This window comes from Rhizobium sp. SG_E_25_P2, from assembly GCF_029892285.1.
Classification (GTDB): Bacteria; Pseudomonadota; Alphaproteobacteria; order Rhizobiales; family Rhizobiaceae; genus Rhizobium_E.
This window is the reverse complement of sequence record NZ_JARXVM010000023.1, coordinates 36116-56927: the sequence shown is the minus strand read 5'-3', so window position 1 is coordinate 56927 and position 20812 is coordinate 36116. Positions and strand designations below refer to the sequence as shown.

The 20812-nt window shown below is 60.1% G+C and carries 16 protein-coding genes; 8 read left to right on the top strand and 8 right to left on the bottom strand.

The features are described from left to right. Position 1 precedes the first annotated feature (1 nt). The 7 genes from M2360_RS24110 to M2360_RS24080 all read left to right on the top strand — a co-directional run bounded on the left by M2360_RS24110 (position 2) and on the right by M2360_RS24080 (position 8704). Positions 2-1009: an ABC transporter permease gene (locus M2360_RS24110; protein ID WP_280777974.1), complete on the top strand. Its 1008-nt coding sequence runs from the start codon at positions 2-4 to the stop codon at positions 1007-1009. 8 nt (positions 1010-1017) lie between these two features. Beyond that, positions 1018-2394, top strand: a complete 1377-nt coding sequence (locus tag M2360_RS24105) for an FGGY family carbohydrate kinase (protein WP_280777942.1) — start codon at positions 1018-1020, stop codon at positions 2392-2394. 119 nt (positions 2395-2513) lie between these two features. After that, on the top strand, positions 2514-5186 hold the full coding sequence (locus M2360_RS24100; protein ID WP_280777941.1) for a DNA translocase FtsK: 2673 nt from the start codon (positions 2514-2516) through the stop codon (positions 5184-5186). A 78-nt stretch (positions 5187-5264) separates the two neighbouring features. After that, positions 5265-5912 (top strand): outer membrane lipoprotein carrier protein LolA, encoded by a 648-nt coding sequence (locus tag M2360_RS24095; RefSeq protein WP_280777940.1) that lies wholly within the window; start codon positions 5265-5267, stop codon positions 5910-5912. A 96-nt stretch (positions 5913-6008) separates the two neighbouring features. Then, the gene (locus M2360_RS24090; RefSeq protein WP_280777939.1) at positions 6009-6812 is read left to right on the top strand and encodes an exodeoxyribonuclease III; all 804 of its coding nucleotides are present in this window, start codon (positions 6009-6011) and stop codon (positions 6810-6812) included. A gap of 13 nt (positions 6813-6825) precedes the next feature. Next, a complete protein-coding gene (locus tag M2360_RS24085) occupies positions 6826-7401 on the top strand; it encodes a hypothetical protein (RefSeq protein ID WP_280777938.1) in 576 nt (191 codons plus the stop codon). Between the two features lie 70 nt (positions 7402-7471). Beyond that, positions 7472-8704: a glycosyltransferase gene (locus M2360_RS24080; RefSeq protein ID WP_280777937.1), complete on the top strand. Its 1233-nt coding sequence runs from the start codon at positions 7472-7474 to the stop codon at positions 8702-8704. On the opposite strand, the gene M2360_RS24075 is transcribed toward M2360_RS24080, so the two are convergent. The 6 genes from M2360_RS24075 to M2360_RS24050 all read right to left on the bottom strand — a co-directional run bounded on the left by M2360_RS24075 (position 8653) and on the right by M2360_RS24050 (position 18445). After that, positions 8653-9933: a glycosyltransferase gene (locus M2360_RS24075; RefSeq protein ID WP_280777936.1), complete on the bottom strand. Its 1281-nt coding sequence runs from the start codon at positions 9931-9933 to the stop codon at positions 8653-8655. The genes M2360_RS24080 and M2360_RS24075 overlap by 52 nt on opposite strands. Further along, positions 9930-12011, bottom strand: a complete 2082-nt coding sequence (locus tag M2360_RS24070) for a glycosyltransferase family 2 protein (RefSeq protein ID WP_280777935.1) — start codon at positions 12009-12011, stop codon at positions 9930-9932. The genes M2360_RS24075 and M2360_RS24070 overlap by 4 nt, the downstream gene beginning before the upstream one ends. Continuing rightward, on the bottom strand, positions 12001-13395 hold the full coding sequence (locus tag M2360_RS24065; protein WP_280777934.1) for an HlyD family type I secretion periplasmic adaptor subunit: 1395 nt from the start codon (positions 13393-13395) through the stop codon (positions 12001-12003). Before M2360_RS24065 ends, M2360_RS24070 begins: the two co-directional genes overlap by 11 nt. Then, positions 13395-15149, bottom strand: a complete 1755-nt coding sequence (locus tag M2360_RS24060) for a type I secretion system permease/ATPase (RefSeq protein ID WP_280777933.1) — start codon at positions 15147-15149, stop codon at positions 13395-13397. Before M2360_RS24060 ends, M2360_RS24065 begins: the two co-directional genes overlap by 1 nt. Before the next feature lie 289 nt (positions 15150-15438). Further along, positions 15439-16554 (bottom strand): hypothetical protein, encoded by a 1116-nt coding sequence (locus M2360_RS24055; RefSeq protein WP_280777932.1) that lies wholly within the window; start codon positions 16552-16554, stop codon positions 15439-15441. Beyond that, a complete protein-coding gene (locus tag M2360_RS24050; RefSeq protein WP_280777931.1) occupies positions 16544-18445 on the bottom strand; it encodes a rhamnan synthesis F family protein in 1902 nt (633 codons plus the stop codon). Before M2360_RS24050 ends, M2360_RS24055 begins: the two co-directional genes overlap by 11 nt. Before the next feature lie 24 nt (positions 18446-18469). Here M2360_RS24050 and M2360_RS24045 point away from each other — a divergent pair, with 24 nt between their 5' ends. Further along, positions 18470-18865, top strand: coding sequence for a hypothetical protein (locus M2360_RS24045; RefSeq protein ID WP_280777930.1), 396 nt, complete (start codon positions 18470-18472; stop codon positions 18863-18865). 54 nt (positions 18866-18919) lie between these two features. Here the strand turns inward: M2360_RS24045 and M2360_RS24040 are convergent, their stop codons facing one another. Next, a complete protein-coding gene (locus tag M2360_RS24040; RefSeq protein ID WP_280777929.1) occupies positions 18920-19396 on the bottom strand; it encodes a calcium-binding protein in 477 nt (158 codons plus the stop codon). Positions 19397-19835: 439 nt separating this feature from the next. Further along, positions 19836-20666, bottom strand: coding sequence for an aldo/keto reductase (locus tag M2360_RS24035; protein ID WP_280777928.1), 831 nt, complete (start codon positions 20664-20666; stop codon positions 19836-19838). Positions 20667-20812: the final 146 nt, after the last annotated feature.

Here is a 20812-nt window from a genome sequence, read left to right as displayed (position 1 = left end):
CATCGCCACCGAAACCATGTCGCCGCGCAGCATTCCGGACCGGCTGAGAACGCCAATGCAGCGGGCGATCAGGAGTTGGGAAAGCCTGCTGTTTGCGGTCATGGCGGCAATCTTCATCGTCAACTCCTTCGCCTCGCCCTATTTCCTCGATGCCTGGAACCTGTCGGACGCCACGTTCAACTTCACCGAAAAGGCCATTGTGGCGCTGGCGTTGGCGCTGGTGATCATTTCGGGCGAAATCGACCTGTCGGTCGCATCCATCATCGCGGTCGCCTCGACGCTGATGGGCGCGGCGCTCAAAGCAGGCGCCGGTCCCTATGAACTGGTGGCGGTGGGACTGGCCGCCGGCCTGGTCTGCGGCATGATCAACGGCTATCTGGTCACCGGCCTCGGCCTGCCCTCGATCGTCGTGACCATCGGCACGATGAGCCTGTTTCGCGGCGTCTCCTTCATCATTCTCGGCGACAAGGCCTATACCGGCTATCCGGAAGAATTCTCCTGGTTCGGCCAGGGCTATGTCTGGTGGGTGTTCTCCTTCGAGCTCGTGCTGTTTGTCGGCCTCGCCATCCTCTTCCATGTGCTGCTGCATCGCACGAGCTTTGGCCGCACCGTCTTTGCGATCGGCAACAATCAGACGGCGGCGATGTTTTCAGGCGTCAAGGTGAACCGCGTGAAGTTCATTCTTTTCGCGCTGACCGGTCTGATGGCCGGCGTGGCCGCCGTCTGCCTGACCGCCCGGCTCGGCTCGACGCGGCCCTCCATCGCCACAGGCTTGGAGCTTGAAGCCATCACCATGGTCGTGCTCGGCGGGATCAACATCAATGGCGGCTCCGGCTCGATCCTCGGCGTGGTGCTGGCGGCGGTGATCATGGGGCTGGTGACCTTCGGCCTTGGGCTTCTCAATGTGCCCGGCATCGTGATGTCGATCTTCATCGGCCTGATGCTGATCCTGGTCATCGCCATGCCGACGCTGATCGCCCGCCTGGGCCGTCGCCGCGCCAAAAGCTGAGGTCAAGCATGCGATACATCGCGGTCATCGACATCGGCAAGACCAACGCCAAACTGGCGCTGTTCGATCTCGTGGACGGCAGGGAAAGCGATGTCAGGCGCGCGCCCAACCGGGTGATCGACACGCCCCCCTACCCTCATCACGACATAGACGGGCTCTGGCGCTTCATCAAACAGGCGCTCGCCGATCTCGCGCGGAACCATCAGATCGATGCGATCTCGATCAGCGCCCATGGCGCTTCGATCATTCTGCTCGACGAGAAAGGCGATCTCGCTTTACCGATGCTGGATTACGAGCATCATGGCGTGGATGAGACGGCGGCAGCGTATGATGCGATCCGCCCTGGGTTCAACGAGACGGGCTCACCCCGGCTGGCGGCGGGGCTGAATGTCGGCGCGCAGCTTTACTGGCAGCAGAGGCGGTTTCCGGACGACTTCGCGCGAGTTGCGACCATCATCCCCTATCCGCAATATTGGGCCTTCAGGCTGACCGGACGACGCGTCAGCGAAATGACCTCGCTCGGCGCGCATACCGATCTCTGGAACCCTGAAACGCGTAACTATTCCTCGCTGGTCGAGCAGATGGACTGGCGCCGAATGATGCCGCCGATGAGCGATCCCTTCGAGCCGGTGGGCGGACTGACGCGCGAGATCGCCGCCGAGCTCGGGCTCGCCGAGGGGCTGCCGGTGTTTGGCGGCCTGCATGATTCCAACGCCTCGCTGCTGACCCATCTCAAGGCGAGAACCGCGCCCTTCTCGGTGGTGTCGACCGGGACCTGGGTGATCTGCTTTGCGATCGGCGGCCGGAGTGTCGCGCTCGATCCCGACCGCGACACGCTGATGAATGTCAACGCCTATGGCGACCCGGTCCCATCCTCCCGCTTCATGGGCGGCCGGGCGTTCGCCGCGCTGGGGGCCGATCCGCAGGCCGAGGTGACGGAAGACGACAAACGCGTGGTGCTCGACGAAAGCGTGATGTTTCTGCCCTCGGAACCGGTCGACACCGGCCCCTTTATCGGCCGCAAAGGCGGCTGGACGCATCCGGTCGACGCGCTCACCCCCGGAGCCCGGCTCTATGCCGCCTCACTCTATCTCGGCCTGATGACCGGCGTCTGCCTGGAGCTGATCGGCGCGGAGGGGCCGAGCATTGTCGAGGGCCCGTTTGCCGCCAACGCCCATTATCTCGACATGCTCGGCGCCGCGACGGGCCGTGCGGTGGAAACGGGCGGCGCCGGCGCGACCGGCACCAGCGCCGGCGCCGCAGCGCTCGCGCTCGGCCGGACAGGACGCATGACTGCGCCGGGCCGGGCCGCGCCCGCCCCCGACCCGCGTCTTGTCGATTACGCCAGCCGCTGGCGCGAAACTGTGGACAAGGCCCAGGGTTAACAGTCGCCAAACACCCATGGTTAATGCTCATTTAACCCTCTGCCGCTAGAGTTTGAGCAATCTGGCCGCGTCTGTGCGCGGCCATGAATGGCATTTGCAAACCCGGCGAGTCGATATCCATGGCGAGAAGCATCCCGGCGGAGTATGAAAACCGCTCTCTGCGCTTTATCCTCACGGCCTTTCTCTGGCGACAGATCAAGGCGGTGGCGGGTTTTGCGCTGCTCGGCCTGCTCGGTCTCGCCACGACGGCGCTGTCAACCTGGGACGTGATGGATCCCAGCTATTCCAACGCCACCTCGCGCGCGCCGACCAATCTGCTCGGCTCGGGCGGCGCCTATTTCGCCGACATGATGATGCAGTTCTTCGGCCTGGCCTCGGTGATGGCGCTGCTGCCCGTGTTCGCCTGGGCGCTGATGATGATCCTCAACGTGCCGGTCTACCGGTTGATCAAGCGGGCCGCGGCCTGGTTTGGCGGTTCGGTGCTGGCGGCGGCGTCGTTGTCCTGCTTTCCGGCGCCTGCGACCTGGCCGATCCCCAACGGGCTTGGCGGCGTGTTCGGCGACATGATCCTGAAATTTCCTGGCCTGTTTATCGGCGCCTATCCGCAAGGCGCGCTTGCCGCCGTGATCGGGACGATCTGCGCAGCCCCCGCCTTCGGCCTGCTCGCCTTCGCCGCCAATCTGATCGTCACCGAAGAGCCCGAGGAGAATGAGGAGGATGAAGCCCGCGCCGTAATGCCGATCCGGCATGCGCGCTCAGACCGCCAGCCGAGCCTGATCGAGGAAGACGACGAACGCGAAAGCGCCTTTGCCTATATCAGGGGCTATACAGCGCATGCGATATTTTCGCTGCAGGCGCGGCTGCGCCGACTGACCGGCAAGCCGGGACGTCCGCAATCCCGCCGCGACATCGAACATCCCTTCGACCTCAATGACGAGGAATTCGGCCTGCAATCGGCAGGCGGTCGCGTCGAGCCGGACCTGAACGACGACAAGCGTCCCTTCCTGCGCCGGATCATCTCCACGCCGCCGCTCGACGCCGGCTATGACGACGAGGATGACGACGAGACGCTGGAGCTCGACCGTCACCGGCCCATGGGACTGATGCCGGACGACGACGACGACGACGATTGGGCCGTGAAGGCCGAGCCGCGCGGACCCCGCCGGCCGGCGCCGATCCAGCCCCCGCAGCCGCCGCAACAGACCGCCGCGCGCCCACCGCAGCCGCGTATGGCGCGACCGGCGCAGCTGGCGACGCGCACGGACAACGGCTTTGACCTGCCGCCGATCGGACTGCTCGCCGAAGCCAAGAACGTAGCTCGAGACGCGACGCTGTCGAGCGATGCGCTGGAGCACAATGCCCGCATCCTGGAAGGCGTGCTCGACGATTTCGGCGTCAAGGGCAATATCATCCATGTCCGTCCCGGCCCGGTGGTGACGCTTTACGAACTCGAGCCCGCCCCCGGCATCAAATCCTCCCGCGTCATTGGCCTCGCAGACGACATCGCCCGCTCGATGAGCGCGATCGCCGCCCGTGTAGCGGTGGTGCCCGGCCGCAACGCCATCGGCATCGAATTGCCCAATCGCAACCGCGAAATGGTCTATCTGCGCGAAATGTTCGCCTCACGCGATTTCGACGGCTCGAAGGCCAAGCTCGGCGTGGCCTTGGGCAAGACGATCGGCGGTGAACCTGTGATCGCCGACCTCGCCAAGATGCCGCATCTCCTGGTGGCCGGCACCACCGGCTCGGGCAAGTCGGTCGCCATCAACACCATGATCCTGTCGCTGCTCTACAAGATGACGCCGGAACAGTGCCGGCTGATCATGATCGATCCGAAAATGCTCGAACTGTCCGTCTATGACGGCATTCCGCATCTGCTCTCGCCCGTCGTCACCGACCCGAAAAAGGCCGTCGTGGCGCTGAAATGGACGGTGCGCGAGATGGAAGAGCGCTACAAGAAAATGTCCAAGATCGGCGTCCGCAATATCGACGGCTTCAACGCCCGCGTGACCCAGGCGATGGACAAGGGCGAGCAGATCACCCGCACCGTGCAAACAGGCTTTGATCGCCAGACCGGCGAGGCGATCTATGAGAGCGAGGAATTCGACCTCAAGCCGCTGCCCTATATCGTCGTCATCATCGACGAAATGGCCGACCTGATGATGGTCGCCGGCAAGGATATCGAAGGCGCCGTGCAGCGGCTGGCCCAGATGGCCCGCGCCGCCGGCATCCATGTGATCATGGCCACGCAGCGCCCGTCGGTCGATGTCATCACCGGCACGATCAAGGCCAACTTCCCGACCCGAATCTCCTTCCAGGTGACGTCGAAGATCGACAGCCGCACCATTCTCGGCGAACAAGGCGCCGAACAGCTGCTCGGCATGGGCGACATGCTCTATATGGCCGGCGGCGGACGCATCCAGCGCGTTCACGGTCCCTTCGTCTCAGACGGCGAGGTCGAGGATGTCGTCGCCTTCCTGAAGACGCAAGGGTCGCCGCAATATCTCGACGCCATCACCGAAGACGAGGATGAGGATGGCGAGGGCGGACATGGCCCCGCCGGAACCGGCAACCTGGCCGAATCCGACGATCCCTATGACCAGGCCGTGGCGGTGGTGCTGCGCGACGGCAAGGCGTCGACATCCTATATCCAGCGTCGCCTGGGGATTGGCTATAACAGGGCCGCCTCGATCATCGAACGCATGGAAAAAGAGGGCATCGTCGGACCGGCCAACCACGCCGGCAAGCGCGAGATCCTCGTTCCCACCGAGGACGACGTCCTCGCACGCTAGGCGCTTTTTCTCAGCCTGTGCGGAACGCCTTGAAGGCGCCGCACTTTCTAGGGAGAAAAGCCCAAAAAGGAGACCAGAATGCCGCGCAAGACGCTTCAAACGCCTGAAAAGACTGCAAGCCGCCGCACCGTGCTGGCGGGCCTGGGTTTTTCGGCTTTGCTGGCTTTGTCGCCTGTCGATTTCGCCGCCGCCCAATCGAAATCGGTCGCCCAGACCATCGCCAACCACTTTTCTTCGGTGAAGACGATGGCGGGCGAGTTCGTGCAGTTCGGCCCGCGCGGCGAGCAGACCGGCGGCAAGTTCTATCTCGAACGCCCCGGCAAGATCCGCTTCAACTATGAAAATCCCTCGCCGATGCGGGTGATTTCCGACGGTCGCAATGTCGCCATCGGCAATGTCAAGCTAAAGACCTGGGATCTCTATCCCTTGTCGAAAACGCCGCTCGCCCTGCTGCTCGACACCAAGATCGACCTGGGCGGCAAGATGGTGCGCGACGTCAAGGAAGAGCCTGACCTCATTACCATCAAGCTCGGCGACCGATCCATCTTCGCCGATTCGACCATCACCATGATGTTCGACCCCAAGACCTATGACCTGCGTCAGTGGACCATCACCGACAACCAGGGCAAGGATACGTCGGTGATGATCTTCAATGTCCAGACCGGCCTGTCCTTCGACGAACGCGTGTTCCGCATGCCGCCCGAGATTCTCGACAAGCAGCGCTGAGGCCAACGACTGCGCCATCGACAAACCGCCTGAAAATCGATTGGGATTTTCGGGCGGTTCGTTTAGTGTCCGGCCAAAACAAACGGACGAATCTTCATGACGCTGACGCTTGCCACCTGGAACATCAATTCCGTCCGCCTGAGACTGCCGATCGTTGAAAAATTACTCGACGAAAAAAACCCGGACATTCTCTGCCTGCAGGAAACCAAATGCGCCAATGAGCTGTTCCCCGCCGAGGCTTTCGCCGCGCGCGGATATCAGCATCAGGCGATCAACGGTCAGAAGGGCTATCACGGCGTCGCCATCCTGTCCAAACTGCCGCTGTCGGAGATCGACTGCCGCGACCACGGCAATGTCGGCCATGCGCGTCATGTGTCGGCGCTGGTCGAGACCGGGGGCAAGCGCATTCGCCTGCACAACTTTTATGTGCCGGCAGGCGGCGACGAACCCGATGCGGCCAAGAATCCGAAATTCGCGCACAAACTCGACTATATCGAGGAAATGAAGGCGCTCAGGGCGGATGCCGAGGCCGGAGTGTCGAGCATTCTGGTTGGCGACCTCAACATCGCGCCCCTCGAGCACGATGTCTGGTCGCACAAGCAGATGCTGAAGATCGTCAGCCATACGCCTGTCGAGACCGAGGGCCTGCTCGAGGTCATCGCGAAAGGCGGCTGGGTGGACCTGATGCGCCAGCATGCGCCCGAGCCCGCCAAGCTCTACACCTGGTGGAGCTACCGCGCCGCCGACTGGGCCGCCTCCGACCGCGGCCGCCGGCTCGACCACGTCTGGTCGTCAGCAGATCTCGCGCCCGACCTGACCGACATCGAGATCCTGCGCGACGCGCGTGGCTGGGAGAAGCCGTCGGACCATGTGCCGGTGATCGCAAGACTGACTTTCTGAAGGAGACAATGCGATGCTGACAGGCCGCGCGGACGAATTGGTTGACGGCAAGCTGATTGGCTGGGCATTCAACGAAGACAATCCCGACGAACATCTCGTCATCCGGGTCATGTTTGGCCAGCAGGTGGTGGGCAGCGGAGTGGCCAATGTCGAGCGAGTGGATCTCGTCGAGGCTGAGATCGGCAAGGGCGATCACGCTTTCCATGTGACGCTCGCGCCTCACATCAGTTCGCTGGACGGACTGATGGTGATCGCGCAATCGGTGCGGTCCGGAGAAGCGCCCCTGCCGATCGCCTCAAGCGACGACCGCAAGATCGATACGCTGCTGCATGCGTTCGGAGAACGCTACGACGATGCCTTGCGCCATTTGAAAAGCGAGATCGACTCGCTTGCGGAGCAGGTCGCGGAACATCAAGATCAGCCCGGCCAATCCGTCGACTTGCCTGACGATATCGCCGATCGGCTGGTTGCGATCGAAAGCAGGCTGGACGCAGCCGAAGTGTTCTTCTTGCGGATCGACGAGACGCTGCGAAAACTGACCGTCGAGAAGAGCCAGAAGAAGCGAAAGCGTCTATTCGGCATCTTTTGACGCCTGCCAGGGCCAGCGCGGGCAGCGTCGGGATGGCTGCGGCCAAAACGTCGAAATACGGACTATCGCCATGAAAATACTGTTTATCCATCACTATTTTCCGGGCCAGTTCACCCGCATCGCGCGTGATTATGTGGCGCGGGGCCATGATGTGATCGCGCTCCATCGCGGGCTGAAGGATGGGCGCAGCAATCCGCCGGTCGACGGCGTTCGCATGATCGAATATGGGCAGGAGGTCGAAGTCGATCGGCCCGAGAGCCATTCCTTGTACGAGACCGAGCAATATGTGCGGGAATCGGCGAGCGTCGTCAAACTGGCGGTCGATCTCCGGAGCCGCGGCTGGGTTCCCGATCTCGTCTACGGCCATACGGGCTGGGGCACCGGGGCTTTCGTGCAGGATGTTTTCCCGGACGCAAAATATGTCAAATATTGCGAGTGGTTCTACAACAACAGCGCTGACAGCACGGAATTTCTGGAAGGCGATCGTGGATTTGCCAACCGCTTCTTCACGAGCCTGCTGAACATGCCGATCCTCGCCGACCTGATGCGCGCGGATCTGTTGATGTCGCCGACGGAATGGCAGAAATCGCAATTCCCGCCGGCAATCCGATCCGCGATCCGGGTGCTGCCCGACGGCATCGACATGGACGTGATGAAGCCGGATCCGGACGCCATCTATACGACGCCCGGAGGGAGGACCTTCTCGTTCGGCGACCGGGTTGTCACCTATGTGGCGCGGGGCGCTGATCCCTTTCGCGGCTTCAAGCCGTTCATCGAAGCGCTGCAGACGCTGCAGAAGCAGGACGCCGAGGTCGAAGCCATCATTGTCGGCGACCGGACCGTCTATTACGGCTCCGGCCACGACACCGAAGACCACTATAACCAGGTCATGGCCTCAGCCGATCTCGACATGTCGCGCACGCATTTCGTCGGCGCCCTGCCCTATGAGAGCTACCGAAAGGTGCTGCAGGTGTCAGCCGCGCATATCTACCTGACGGTTCCGTTCGTGCTGTCGTGGTCGTCTCTTGAGGCGCTGGCGACCGGCTGCGCCGTCATCGGCTCGGACACCGCGCCGGTGCGGGAATTCATCACCCATGGCGAAAACGGACTTTTGGCTGATTTCTTCGATCCAGCGGCGATCGCCGCAGCGATTGCGCAGGTTCTCAATGGCGGCGAGGAGATCGCGCGCATGCGCAGGAACGCCCGCGACACCATCCTGACCCGCTGGGAAGCGGATCATGCCCTCCGGCTTCACAGGACGGCCGTGGAAAGCCTGTTTTCCGGCGACGCTGCGCCGCGATAAAGCGCCAGGTGCGCGTCGAGCAATTCCTGCGCTCCGGGAAGCCGCCGCATGGCGGCAGGGCGCGGATCGGCTGCGGTTTCAATGCAAGCCTGCAACGCCGCCGCCAGCGAGGCGACATCGGATCGCCGAGCCAATTTGCCGGCCTCGTGCCGCGTCAGAATCTCCGCCGCGCCGCCATGCGGATAGGCGATGATTTCCTTGCCGTGATGCAAGGCTTCATAGACCACGAGAGGCGCGTTTTCCCACCAGACGGACGGAAAGACCACGCAGTCGACATCCGCCATCAGCATCGGCAGATCCTCAGCCCGATAGGCGCCGAAGAACTGCACCTCGCTCTTGACCTCGGCCAGCGCCGCATCGAGCCGGGCCTGGAACTCCGCGTCCTTGTATAGCTGAGATCCATGCACATGCAGACGGAACCCGGTCTTGCCGGACGCCTTGAGCACAGCCAGCGCCTGAAGCAGATGATCGAGCCCCTTGATCGCTGAGACATTTCCGAAATAGCCGAACACGGTCACGCCGTCTGCTGTTGTTCGGGGACCGCAACTGGCGTCCGCGCCCAGATAGCCGTTTTCGATGAACGTCACCGGTCTGTCGACAGGCAAGGCGTCTTCCATCTTGGCCTTGAGAAACATCGACGGCGAGACAAGCGCATCACACATCGACAGCGCCGCAGCGACATCGAGTTCTCGCAGCTTGAGCCGTTCAGCGCTCAGCGACGGCTGGCATTTCCGGCACTGGATCAGGCTCGGCCCGTCGCAGCGTGTCTGATCGCGATGCTTGAAAAGCTGGCCATTGTTGGCGCAGATCAGATAATAATCATGCATCGTCACCACGATCCGGGCCGCCGGCAGGCGGCGACGGGCGACGAACAGCGCTTCAAGACCGAAATTGATGACGTGGTGAAAGTGCACGACATCGGGCCGCAGCGCCGCGAGATAATCGCCGAACTCACGGAGAAACCCCAGGCTGTCGGACTGGGCCAGCATGGAATAGTCGAAACTGTCGGTGAACAGCGCCGCTTCGCGCTGATCTGCGCTGAGCGCCATCATATGCGCGCCCGGATGGGGACTGGTGAGATCCCGATCCAGAGCGCCCAGAAACCAGCTGTCATGCCCCCCCAGGAGCGCTTGACGATGCAGCGACATCGCCACCGCCTCCGTGCCGCCCGCCGGGAAGAGCGGATGGTTATGGGCGATTTGCAGAATGCGAAGCGTATCAGCGCTCATGCATCGCTTCCCAACGTTTCGAGTATATGGTTCCAGCGATGGGTGTGCAGAAGACGATTATAGACGCTTTCCGGCCTCTCGCCGGCGTCTTCCCTGCCAATCGACTGGCGTTCGAAATGGAACAGTTCGGCTTGCGGCGCGCAGACCATCAGTCCGCCTTGCGCCTTCAGCCTCAGACAGAGATCACTGTCCTCGAAGTCACCGCCGATATAATCCGTCGACAAGCCGCCGATGGAGATGAAATCATGCTTGCGGATCATCAGGCAGGCGCCGGTGAGAGCATCAACCTGCGCCTCGATATTGGCGGGAGGAAAATGACGCCCAAATCCCTTCCAGTCATGGAAATTACGCCAGAGGCCATCGGAAAACCGCTTGAACCGCATGCCCACATGCTGGATCGCGCCATCGGCGTAGAGAAGCTTGGGCCCGATCGCCGAGAAAGGGGGTAAAGGCGCCATCTTATCGGCAAGCAGGCCCAGCCAACCCGGCCTGTCGGGCACGACATCGGAATTCATCAACACCAGAACATCGCCCTCCGCCACGGAGGCCGCAATATTGTTGGCCTGCGCATAGCCGCCGTTGCGCTTGAGAGTCACCACTCTCAGATCGAGATCATAGACGAAGGCGGCGCCCTCGATCATGATAGCTACCGTATCGGCGAGCGCTGGATCGTCGATGATGAAGACGATTTCCGCCGAGGCCGCAAGGTCCGCGTCGCGCGCGAACGCCATCAACTGCGATCGGATAAAGGAAAGATCGCGATAGAGCGGGATCAACAACGACATCCGCCTGGACGACCGTCGCCCGAACTGACGGATATCCTCGACCTCCTGGCGGTCGATCAGGCTTTGCTGCAAAGGCGCGAGGGCCGGCAGGTAAACTTTCTCGAATTGCGAAAGGAGATTCTTGCCCTGTTTCGCCAGCGCCTTTAGGGCTGCGGCGCGCTGCGCGGTCAGATCTCGCGCGAATATCGGCGCGTCGACGAACATCGCGCCGCCATTTTTGAGCCCGAGACGCAATGTCACGACGTGAGGCGCCGGCGCATCCTCCCTGCGGGAGGCGAAAACTGAAAAGCGCCTGACATCGCGCGCGGTTCCGAAAACAGCTTCGCACGCCGGGGTCAGGACCCATTGATCGGAGAGCACCGGATCTTCGATCGTATAATCGATCGCGACAATCTCCTCGATCTGCTCTTCCGGATCGAAACACCAACCGGACACCAGCAATCCATGCGGCAAGGGCAGGCAGGCCTCAAGCGTCACAGAAACGCTGGCGCCCCAATCTGCGACAGAGCCTTTTCCGGACTCCTGGCGGCGATAGACGTCGATTTCTCCCGCAACGGTTTCGTCCGCGGCTTGAAGCAATGCGAGCTTGTCGAGATCGACATCGGGCCAGGGCGCCGTCAAAGCGGAAAAGTCGCCGTGATCTGCAGTCGTAATCGTAGCCTCGATGAGCTCTTCTTTTCCTATGAGCAAATATCGTCCGGCAGTGAAAGATCGACGATTTTGGATCGATGCCATACGCTTGTCGGATTGCGGCGAGGACAATCGCCGCTCGGGCTGACCCAGGCGCAGAATCTCCAGACCCTCGCTGATCGCCACAAATATCGCGCCCTCGCCGATAGGGAGCCGTTTGGGCAGGGAGATAACGCCGAGATCGTGATTACCGAAAACATCGAGGGCAAGCGTTGCCTTGCGAAGGTCCGCGCCGGCGAGCAGTTCGTCCAGAAGCGCCTTGAGAAACCCGTCCTGATCCAGCTGCAGCATCGGCGCGGCAAAGCCGAAGATGGACGACAACAGGCTGGACCGGTCACGGCCGTTCAGACCGTTCAGCGCGGCGAACTCCCGAAATTCCGCGCAAAGACGAATAGCCGGTCCGGGACTGTCTTCGAGCGGCGCCCGCAGAACCGCAGCGGCAAAAACTCGGCTGCCCGCATTGAGTTCGACAATTCGCTCGCAAAGTTTCTCCACCACGGCAGGCAGGCTCGCCGCGCCGTCGATCAGCGCCACGCGTTCGCCAATGCGCAGGATGGCAACAGGCGCGGCGGCTCTGGACCCGGCGGCGACCTTACTGCTCACGGAATGCCTTGTTGAAGCCGCGCATGAGGGGACCGGTGAGATAGGCCATGGCGGTTCGCGTTCCGTTGATGATGTACAAGTCCGCATTCATGCCGGGATAGAGAAACAGGTTGGGCTGCTTGGCGAGCTCTTCCTTGTCGATCGTCGCCTGCACCACATAGACCGTTTCTTGGGTCTTTTCGTCCACGATGCTGTCTGGCGCGATATAGGTGATCTGGCCCACCAAAGGATGCAGTTCCGCCGATCCGAACGCGGACAACCGGATTTCTGTTTTGGCGCCGACCCGCAGGGAATCGATGTCGGCGGCTTTAGCCCGCCCTTCGACAAGCATGCGCTGATCGTCCGGAACGATGTCGAGAATAGGCTGACCGGCGGGAACAGCCGAACCTGGCGTCCTGACCCTGATATTGGCGACGATGCCATCCTGCGGCGAACGGATATCCGCCTTTGCGACCACGTCTTCGGCGGAGACTATTTCCTGGCGAATGCGCGCGATCTCGGCCTGGGCCTGCTGGATCTGCTCGGAGATGCCCTTGAAATATTCCATCCGCCGATTCGACAGGCTCAGCTCCGCCTGCATCTCGCGCTGGACATTGTCGGCGAGATCGAAATCATTGTCCGAAAGCCGCGTTTTCAGATCCAGCATCTGATATTGTTTCTCATTGGCGTTGGTCCGGGTCGCCAATTGGCTTTTCTGGAGTTTCTCCAGCGCCTTGAAGTCCCCCGTCACGAATTCCAGCTGCTTTGCCAGAGCTTCCTTGCGCGCCAGGAGAGCGATGCGCTGGCTCTGGAGCTGCTCAATCATCGACCTGTCAGACGCCAGTTGATTGAGAAACTGATTGCGTCTTTCCTTGAACAGCTTCTGTTCGGTGCCAATCATCTGGTCGATAACCAGTTGCTCGACCCCAACCGGCAATGCGGCTGAAAACACGAAGTCATTCCGCTCGTCCTTCTCGCTCAACAGACGTTCGAGCTTGATGGTCTGTACGACGAGGTCCTGCTTGAGGCGAACGAGTTGGGAAACGCTTCTTGTCACATCCAGCTTGACCAGGAGCTCACCCTCGCGGACATGCTGGCCATCGGTCGCCATGAGCGCATACAACGTGCCGCCCTCAAGATGGGTGACGGTCTTGGTCTTGCCCTCGACGATGATTTTTCCGGGGGCGGCGGAAGCCTGCGCCACCTGGGCGTAGCTGGCCCAGCCGAAAAAGCCGCCAATGGCGATCAGCAGCGTCAACCCGCCATACACAATCGGCCCACGCAACGTGGACTTCTTGACGGCTTCCTCGGCCACCACATCGTCCCAATCGCTGAGATTGGATTTTGGCTGATGGCCGAGAACGACATATTCCGACTTCGGGATGATAATGGAGGCTGACGACATCAGGCTTCTCCCGGCATATTCGAATTGCTGATCGTGCGGCGGCGCGATTCAGCCCGCGAACGCGCGTCCGGCGTGATCATCGAAATAACCTCGGTGCGCGGGCCAAACTGGGCCACCGCGCCGTTTTCGATCACCACCATCTTGTCGGTGACCGCCATGACGGAAGGACGATGGGCGATGATGATCACGATCGCGCCGCGCGCCTTGCAGGTCTCGATGGCTCGGATCAACGCCTGCTCGCCGACGGAATCGAGATTCGAATTCGGCTCATCAAGGATGATGAGTTTCGGATCGCCGTAAAGGGCGCGGGCCAGAGCGAGCCGCTGCATCTGCCCGCCCGACATCAGGTGCCCTGTTTCTGCGACCGGCGTATCGTATCCAAAGGGAAGGCGGCCAATCAACTCGTGAATACCGGCAAGCTGGGCGGCGCGGATCACGTCCCGCGGGTCGCTGTCGCGCATGCGGGCGATCGTCTGCCGCACGGTGCCATCGAGAAGCGACAGATTTTGCGGCAGATAACCGATCGCGCGACCGAAGGAGCCGCGCTCCCAGAGATAGGTCGAATGACCATCGAGATAGACGCCGCCCATACTCGGCTTGATGATGCCGGTCAGACAGCGCGCCAGGGTCGATTTGCCGGCGCCGGACGGTCCGACAATGCCAAGCACTTCGCCGGGGGAGACAGAAAAGGAAATGCCGCGCAGAACGGGAGTGTCCCTGCCATCCGGCATGTAGATAAGGTTGTCGATGTCGAGATCACCGTCCCCGGCCGGCGCAGGCATGGTCTGCCGCTCGTTCTCATAACCTTCGATCAGCAGGCGGATACGACCCCAGGAATCAATCGCGTTGACCCAGGAACGCCAGGACTCGATCATGCTGGCGAAGGGGCCGACAGCCTGCGAGGTCATGATCATCGCCGGAAACAGAACCGAATGGCTGACGGCGTTCGCCAAGGTCAGGAAGGCGCCGGTGGCGACGACGATCATCGTCAGACTCTTTTGCAGGCTCTTGGTGATGGCGACGACGATGCGGTTGCGGACGCTGGAAACGTGGCCCATGTCCAACATCTCTTCCTGGGACCGGCGCCAGTTGCGCACCAGGGCAGGAAGCATGCCCATGGCTTCGATGACTTCGGCATGGCGCAAGGAATTCGCGACGTCCTGAAGATGCCGTTGCTGCGCCTTGCTCGCGTCCTGGATCGCCTGGCGCGTCACGCGGTCGGTGACGAAGTTCAGGAAAAGCATCACCAGAATATAGATTATAGCGACAGCGACATAGACGGGATGAAGGAAATAGAGTGCGATCAGGAAGACGATCGACCAGAAGGCGTCGATCGGCGCGGAAATCGCTCCGCCCTGGATGAAGGCGCGCAATTCGGCGATATCCTTGATCACCGCGCCGCCTTCCCCTGCCCCACCCTGAATCGAGCGGAGAACCCCAGCCTGCAAGGCCGGAAGATTGAGCCGGCGCGCGAAGACATCCGCCATCACCGCATAGGTCCAACTGCGGATGAAATCGAGAATCCCGAACAGGATGACGCCAAACACGCCGATTGTGATCAGGCCATACAGTGTTTCGTAACTGCGCGCCGGGATGACGCGCTCATAGACCTGCATCATGAAGAGCGGGCCGATCAGCATCGCAAAATTGATGAAGAAGCTGACAAAGGCCGCATAGAGGAAGCCTCGCAGCATATTGCTTCGCACATGCTGAAACATCGACGCTGCGTCGTTCTTCGGATTCAAACTCTTCATTGACGCCTCAAGACCCTTTGCCGTCCGACTATCGCCACATCATCGGAAAACTGCCGCACTTCTACCATCCACGCGATTGTCCGACGCCGACGCATAGCGCTTACATCAGTCAAGCCCCCCATGAAAGGTTTGCTTTCTCTACAGAGTTCGACTCTTGTACCATAAAAGTTCCGCCGATGTGAGCACAATCGTCAGATCATGTTCCCTGTCGCCGCGACCATGAATCGACATGTTGTACTCCGGGCGAGGTTGGCCTGAGATGATTTCAGTCCCCAGCACTGCGAGATGCTTACGCCTTGTCGCCGACTACTCTTTTTCTTCTCAGAGGCGGCAACGCAGTCCAGGGGTTGATAAAGCCTTCGCCGCCCATGCGATCGTCAACCTGAGAAATCTGCTGGACCAGCGCGGGCGCCAACTGACGATTGCCCAGCAGCGCGAGCAGCAGGACACGGACATTTTCCTTGTAGTCGTCAGACAGCAGGTCGCGAAGCTCGATGTCGCCGCTTCGCTCAATTTCGCGACAGACGGCGTCTTGCCCGAGAGACAGCAGGGGGAAAAGATGTTGCGACCGGCTTTTGGCGCCAAACTCGAAGCGATAGCCCGGCGCGGACGCCATCGGCACGATATCGTCGACCTGACCATAGTCGGCCGACATCAACACTTCGAAGATCAATGTGCTGTCCAGAAGCGGATTGCCATCCCCAAATTTTCCCTGGCGCGCGAAAAGCGCGTCCCGGTTGCCGTCGGCGGCAGACTGCTCATCCGTCAGCGCATTGGTGCCGATACAGTAATAGCCAGCGCTCGGCAGTCCTGTGAGCCGCAGCAGGAGTTTCTGGATCGTTCCACTGTAGCCGACATCGGCAATCAGTCTGGGGCCGTTGAAATAGCCGGACTCCCGCAGATATGTACAATAGGCCTCGCGGCGGCCCTTCAGGAAGTCACGAAAACCGGGAGCCTGCTTCTCGAGCATATGCGCCAGCCAAGCCGAATCCCGGGGCAGCGTCAAATCACCAAGCGCGATCGCCGGAGTGACGCCGATTCCGGCAAGCTGATCTGAAGTCATCGACAAGCGATCGCTGAAAAATCCGGCGAAAGAACCACGATAGGTCAATCTTTCGGCGAGATCTGCGCTTGCCTCCGCAAACACCAGTTTCATCAACAATGTTCGAGATGCGATCAACGGACGTGAACGCAGGGACAGTCGACGAGTTCGGCAAAACGCAGCAAACGCACGCGACAGGAATTGGCCTTCGCGCGAGATGAAGAAGATCGTCGGCTGCTCGCCCGTCTTGTCCGACAAAAGCTCGGCCTGCACCGTCAACGCCGCGAACCAGGTGTTGAGCAGCGGCGACAGAGAAAAAACAAAGTAGTTTTCCAGATCCTGCAAGCTTTCGTCAGTCAACATGGATCATGGTCCCGTGTTCAAAAAAAGGATCGCAACCGATCGCCTCGGCCATTCTCAACCAATGCGCCCGCATTGGGGCGCTGAAGGCGTCGAGATCGATGCCGCGGTCCATGCAGGCGCCGAATTTGTCCATAGGATGCATAACAATAAAGGTGGCCAGCCCATTCTCCGTGGCGATCTGGATATCGGATACGATGTTGTCGCCGATATGCAAAATTCGGTCCCTCTCCACATCCAGAATGCGGGCGATATGCGCCCAGATCCGCCCATTGTCCTTGCGCGCCTGCAACGCGGATGACACGAATATCTCGTGGGGCGCATGAATGCCCGCCCGTGCAATCAGCCTGCGTATCTGCTCCTTGCTGTAATAGGAATCGCTTGTGAAGATCAGCCTCGTGCGGCGTCCGATCTCGTTCAGCGCGTCCACGACCGCAAGGCGTGGTCTCTGATCGGCAAGATCCGCCTCGAATTCAAGATCGCAAAATTCCTCCAGATCGAGATGCCCAGCGTCCAATATTATGGCGAGCCGGCGATAGACTTGCTCAAGTTCGACATCACCAACAAAATTGCCTGCAACCCGCAGTTCCAGTTCCGTCTTGTTGCGCAGGGTCACGAAGTTGTCGATGGAGTCGATCAGGCCTTCATTGACGAGACGCAGGCCGACCGCGCGTTTCCCGATCTCAACATCCATGCTCCGTCGATAGACGAGCGTATCGAACACGTCGCTCGATACGACCTCGAAATGTGGCGCGAGGCGAACGAGGCTGGCTTTGCTCTCCTTCTTGTAGACAGCGAGTTCGTCATATCGATTGAGCGCATAGCGGTTCGACCAAGGCTCGTAGTAGAGCACATTTGAGCCGCCAGCGCGGCAGATAGAACCTGTGCAGCGCTCCAGAGAGTGTTGCAGAGCGCCATCGGTCTGACCATCCTCAGCGGGGAAGTCCGAATAGCTCCAAGGGTATTCCAGCATGGCCTTCATCGCCGACGGACGCATCCAGAACATGCCGCCGACCGGATAGCTGTGGAACCCAAGTTCCGGTTCAAAATCAAGACGCCCGGCCAGATCCCGCACAGTGTCCCGATTCTTCAGCGTGTGGTTTGCCCAATGCGGAAGCTTGTAGAACGGCGTAAGCGCGAGAAGTCCAATCGTCGGATCGGCCCGCATGATCTGAAGATGACGATAAACAACGTGATGGTCTCCCAACAGGAAGGTTTGCGCGAAGCTCGCCCATCCCGCCTGTTCATCACCGGAATAGAGTGATTTCTTTGAATGAAGATGAAGAACAAAATCATAGTCTTGAAGGTCTTCGCGAAAATCGACCAGAAACGGCCCAAAGTTCCGACCGCGGTTTTCCCCAACCCGGCAATCGACCCGACGCACATTTGGCAGATCATAAAACGCATGACTGGCGTCTTCGATGTCTTCAAAAGGCGTGGAAATCAGCAAGTCGAACTCGAAGCGAACATTGCTCAACAGCGCGAGAAACCGGTTCAGATAGTCGCGATAGAAGATATGCAGATGGATCGCAATCGTCGGAGACTCTGTCGCCTCACACGGAATATCCGGCGCGACATATTCGACATCTTCGGGAATCCAGCTGAAGTCCCGCCATTTCGCGTCGATGGCGCGCTCCTGATCCTTGCCATACGCCGCATAATGCCAGAGTGGAGAGTACTCTTCAGCTATAACATCCGGATTGGAACGCAGATATCCGATAGCGTCAAACTTGTCTGAATACGACCGGCCGTCATAAGTCGACCTGTTGAGGAAATGCCGAATGACTTCCTTGTCGGAGATCTCAGCGCCATAGCGGGCTCGGTAATAGCTCGCATCGATTTGGCCCGCGGAAATCAGACGTTTGAGACCCTTGTCGCCGAGGCGCAACGGCATGGAGCCTTGCTGTTCCGATTCCGGATGGGCGACGATGTCATAGCCATTCTTGCGGCCGTGACGGATATAGTGAAGGATCGGCGAAACGCCGGATTCCTCCACATCCGGGTAGGCGTCCAGATAGGCGCGGACATTCATCTTGGCGGAATAGGACCGCGCATCGCCGGACGAATTCCATTTGAAATGATCGAGCACTTCCTCATCGGAAAGGCTCAGATTGTAGCGGCGGCGGAAAAAGGCGGGATCCAGGAAGCCCTCGTCCAGCAGGGTGGACACTTCAGAATATGGCAAGAAGAGAAATTTGCGCGGAGTCGTCTGCTTCTCGTCGGAACCGCCACTTTCATCTTCATGCGCCATGTTCATTCGCTCGTCTCCACATCTCCCGCGCCCATGCCGGCGGAAAAGCCTCACAAAGCATGAACTATAAAAAAAGGGGGCAAAGCCCCCTTTCATATCTCTGATAAAATTCGACGATCAGACGATGTCGAAAAATTTATCCGGATTCTTCTTGAGCTTGGCCAGATCGGCGTCCTTGATGGTGATCTTGCCATCCTTGCCGAGATTGATCACGACGTCGCCGCCCTTGGTTTCCTTGGCGAACTTCAGAACGTCGGCAACCTTCTTGATGCCGTTGACGCCCTTGGCGATCTGGATCACGTCCTTGCCAAGTTCGAATTTGGTGATCGTGTCGTTGCCGCCCAACTTGCCGAACACGAACGTGTCCTTGCCGTCGCCGCCGGTGAGGACGTCGTTGCCCTTGCCGCCGATGAGCTTATCGTTGCCAGCATCGCCGAACAGCTGATCGTTGCCGTCGCCACCATCAAGCTTGTCGTTGCCCGTCTTGCCCTTGATGGTGTCCTTGCCGCCAAGACCCCAGATCGTGTCGTTTTTGTTCGAGCCGAAGTCGCCGTTCAGCTTGTTGTCTTTGTTATTACCCTTGAGTGTGGCCATTGTTGCCCCCTTTCCTGCATGAGCGCCGTTTACGCTGGCGGAAAGTTGCATAGGTATCTCTAAAATGCAAATGCAAAAATCGGGGGATGTTTGACACCAAAAATTAACCTTTAAGGTGACGCCCCCCTTACTATTTGGCTGAACTCAAACATTGAGTTCAAAATCCAAGTATTTTCAGTCTTATTCTTACGTCACTCCGCACTATAAGATCTATTTCCGCGGCTGTTGTGCACTCGCAACAACATTCAAAAATTTTTTGCGCCGCACAAAGAGGCAACTTGTTGGCAGCAGGTCGTGGTTGACGCGATTTCCTGCTTCGCACAAGCTTCCCAATGATCGAATGGCTAGAAAATGCGCCCTAAGGCGGCCCGTTGCCAAAAAAAGAGGCGAGACCGCCTGAAAAGCAGGCTCGCCAGTCGATAAACCGTCCTTTTCTCTCTCAGAACGTCGCCGTCATCGGGTCCGGCCCGATGCGCGCGGCAGCCGAATCAAGACTGGCGAGAACCGTCATGTCCGAATCATCAAGCGCGAAATCAAAGATCTGAATGTTCTCGCTGATTCGGCTAGGGGTCACCGACTTCGGGATGACGATCAGGCCCGACTGGATATGCCAGCGAATGATCACCTGGGCGGCGCTGCGGCCATGCTTGGCGGCGATGGCCGCAATCCCGGGATGATCGAGCAATTTGCCCTGGCCGAGCGGGCTCCAGGACTCGGTCGCTACGCCGAGCGACGCGTGCTTGTCGCGCAGCGGTTTTTGCTGGAAATCCGGATGCAATTCGACCTGGTTGAGCACGGGCGTCACACCGGTCTCAATGATGATGCGGTCGAGATGCTCGGGGCAAAAGTTGGAGACGCCGATCGAGCGCGCCCGACCTTCTTCCTTCAAGCGCACCAGCGCCTTCCAGGCCTCGACATAGTGGCCGCGATGCGGCGACGGCCAGTGGATGAGATAGAGGTCGACATAATCGGTCTTGAGACGCTTCAGGCTCTCGTCGAAGGCGCGGAGCGCGCTGTCATAACCTTGCCGGTCGTTCCAAAGCTTGGTGGTGAGAAAGAGCTCGCCGCGCGGCAGACCGGATTGGCGGATACCATCGCCGACGCCGTCTTCGTTTTCATAGATCGCCGCCGTATCGACGTGACGGTAACCGGCCTCGATGGCCGTGCGCACCGCGTCGGCTGCGCCGTCATTGGGCGTCTGCCAGACGCCCAGGCCGATCTGCGGGATCTGCGCGCCGTCGTTCAATGTGATGAGAGGATTCTGTGTCATTGGGTTCTCCTGACCTGTGCGCCGGATCGACTCCGCCGTCGGGGACGCGGAACAAGGCGCAGCATCTGCACGCGCGCCTCATTGCCACGCGACAGGATATAGGCTTTATTTCCCGCAAACCAACCTCAGGCGCAGCCGAACATTCG

Excerpts from the sequence above, each read along its gene's own strand:
- M2360_RS24055 (WP_280777932.1), bottom strand. The coding sequence starts at position 16,554 with ATGTTGACTGACGAAAGCTTGCAGGATCTGGAAAACTACTTTGTTTTT.
- M2360_RS24050 (WP_280777931.1), bottom strand. The coding sequence starts at position 18,445 with ATGCCGTTGCGCCTCGGCGACAAGGGTCTCAAACGTCTGATTTCCGCG.
- M2360_RS24105 (WP_280777942.1), top strand. The coding sequence starts at position 1,018 with ATGCGATACATCGCGGTCATCGACATCGGCAAGACCAACGCCAAACTG.
- M2360_RS24075 (WP_280777936.1), bottom strand. The coding sequence starts at position 9,933 with ATGAGCGCTGATACGCTTCGCATTCTGCAAATCGCCCATAACCATCCG.
- M2360_RS24100 (WP_280777941.1), top strand. The coding sequence starts at position 2,514 with ATGGCGAGAAGCATCCCGGCGGAGTATGAAAACCGCTCTCTGCGCTTT.
- M2360_RS24095 (WP_280777940.1), top strand. The coding sequence starts at position 5,265 with ATGCCGCGCAAGACGCTTCAAACGCCTGAAAAGACTGCAAGCCGCCGC.
- M2360_RS24085 (WP_280777938.1), top strand. The coding sequence starts at position 6,826 with ATGCTGACAGGCCGCGCGGACGAATTGGTTGACGGCAAGCTGATTGGC.
- M2360_RS24060 (WP_280777933.1), bottom strand. The coding sequence starts at position 15,149 with ATGAAGAGTTTGAATCCGAAGAACGACGCAGCGTCGATGTTTCAGCAT.
- M2360_RS24035 (WP_280777928.1), bottom strand. The coding sequence starts at position 20,666 with ATGACACAGAATCCTCTCATCACATTGAACGACGGCGCGCAGATCCCG.
- M2360_RS24080 (WP_280777937.1), top strand. The coding sequence starts at position 7,472 with ATGAAAATACTGTTTATCCATCACTATTTTCCGGGCCAGTTCACCCGC.
- M2360_RS24040 (WP_280777929.1), bottom strand. The coding sequence starts at position 19,396 with ATGGCCACACTCAAGGGTAATAACAAAGACAACAAGCTGAACGGCGAC.
- M2360_RS24090 (WP_280777939.1), top strand. The coding sequence starts at position 6,009 with ATGACGCTGACGCTTGCCACCTGGAACATCAATTCCGTCCGCCTGAGA.
- M2360_RS24045 (WP_280777930.1), top strand. The coding sequence starts at position 18,470 with ATGGGCGACGATGTCATAGCCATTCTTGCGGCCGTGACGGATATAGTG.
- M2360_RS24065 (WP_280777934.1), bottom strand. The coding sequence starts at position 13,395 with ATGTCGTCAGCCTCCATTATCATCCCGAAGTCGGAATATGTCGTTCTC.